The organism is Pseudomonas sp. 05N434 (assembly GCF_056396965.1).
This window is the reverse complement of sequence record NZ_JBFTMK010000730.1, coordinates 1-2,006: the sequence shown is the minus strand read 5'-3', so window position 1 is coordinate 2,006 and position 2,006 is coordinate 1. Positions and strand designations below refer to the sequence as shown.

Here is a 2,006-nt window from a genome sequence, read left to right as displayed (position 1 = left end):
CCCGACGTAGTAGTCCTGTTCGGCGACCAGCGATTTGACATGCTTGCCCTTGACCACCACCAGACTGCCTTGCAACTCGTGGGCGTTTTCTTCGCTGCTGAGCAGGGCGTTGGTCACGTCGGCCAGGCCGTTGGGCCTTGCGCTGGCGATAAACACCACACTGCGCCCACTCTTGAGCGGCGATTCGAATCCAGTCAGATAAGCACTGCCGTCGTCAGCGCTGAACCTGAAGCTGCTGCGCGCTTCACGCAGATTGGTTTTCGTATCCGGGCTGATCCAGTTACGCAGACGCAAGGGCAGGTCAGACAGTTCAAAGTACTGCGCAGCAGCTTCGTCCTTGGCCGGAAGCAGGTTTTGCCATTGCTCCAGCAGCGGCTGATTGTTGCCCGAGGCGAGCACCAGCAGATCCCGGTCGCTTTGCTCGGCCACCTGGTCGGCGTGGACCACCTTTACGCCGGTGGCCGGATAACCGGTGGAGTCGCCGAAGCGGCCCAGCACGGTCAGATAGGCGCTCAGATCGGCCGGGCCTGGTTCGTTGGGCAGGATCACCGATGTTTCAGAAAGGTCGGCCATGCGGGTGAACGGGAAGCCGCTGTCCTTGAACACCCCGAGGTTGGGCATGGCCATGAAGTGTTCGTATTGGCTGAGGTCCAGGGTCGAGTCCGGGTCGATCACACCGCGCATGTTGTCGATGATGATGTCGCGGCAGTCGCCCTGTTTGATGTAGTCATACATAAAGCGAAATTGCAGGCGTGATTGCAGCGCTACGGAATTGAGCGGCAACAGCATGCGCGACGTGCGGGCCAGGCTGTCGTCGGTTTTGAGCATCGCCAGCAGGCTGTCGCTGCTGCCGAGTTTCTCGATCGAAGGCAGATCGATCGATTTGATGAAGGTATCGTTGAAGTGGACCAGCAACGAGGAATTGGTGGAGACCGGCTGCGGCGTATAGCGGTATTTCAGGTCAAGTTGTGCGCCGGGTTCACGCCAGTTGAACAGGTCGGGTGGCAAGCGCAGCGCAACCGTCATTTGTCCCGGGYTGTAACCCGATACATTGAGTTCTGCGGGCTTCGCCAGTTCACCCAGGCGAACCGGGCGGTCGGAGGGCAGCCAGTTAGGCGCGTCGTACGGTCGGCGTGGCTTGAGCGAGTCGATCCGGTCGATCACCACGCTCTGCCCGGAAAAAGCCGAGCCACCGAGGGCCAGCGCGGTCGCGGCGACCTTGAGATCGGCGCCATCGCGCCCGGAGACGATCAACAGTTTGCCCTGAGCATCATTCGGGTTGCTCACGAGTGTCAATGTCGGCCCCGTGGCCGCTTTGATCGGCAAGCCACTCAAGGCCGTCGATTCGCCGCTGCTGACAAACACCACGGCGTTGCCTTTGGCCGGCAGGCTGGTGAGGCTGGCGGGGAAGGTTGCGCCGCGGTAGCTGGCCAGGGCGCCAAACCAGGACGACAGGATACCGGCGGCCTCAAGCTCAGGGCCGCCCGGGCGCGCAGTGAACACGAAGGGCAGCTTCAGGGGCGAAGCATCTCGACGATCGAACAAGGGCAGAGGCAGAGCGGACAGGTCGTTGGGCTGTTTAATCGAGGACACCTGGAGGCTCAGCTGGCTCTCGTTGCCGATCTTGGCCCACAGGCTGGAGTGCAGAGGGTCTTCACATTGCATCGTGTAGTGACCGATGAACTGCAGGCTGAGCCGGTTGAATTCGGTGATGGTCTGCGGCGGAATCTGCACGGTCCGGGTCTGCAATTTACCGGCCTCTTCCTTCGGGAGGGGCAGGCTGGCGGCCACTTGATCGTTGATCAGCACGTTGATTTGCGAAAGGTCGGCCAGCAGCGCCGGTGAATAGCTGTACTGCAGCGTGACCTGCGCAGCCGTGACGACTTCATCGGCGCGCACATTGAAGTTCACACTGTCGGTAGCCTCCACGCCTTTAAGGTTCATCGAATAGCTTTTGCCGAGCTCCTTGAGGGTGCGGGTATAGCTGTTGCTCGGGGCATCGGTCC

At 61.1% G+C, this 2,006-nt stretch carries 1 protein-coding gene; it reads right to left on the bottom strand.

Features of this window, described 5'->3' with window-relative positions; translation table 11 throughout:
- A partial coding sequence (bcsB, locus tag AC1DLB_RS28700) for a cellulose biosynthesis cyclic di-GMP-binding regulatory protein BcsB (protein ID WP_477786159.1) occupies positions 1–2,006 on the bottom strand: 2,006 nt, incomplete at both ends.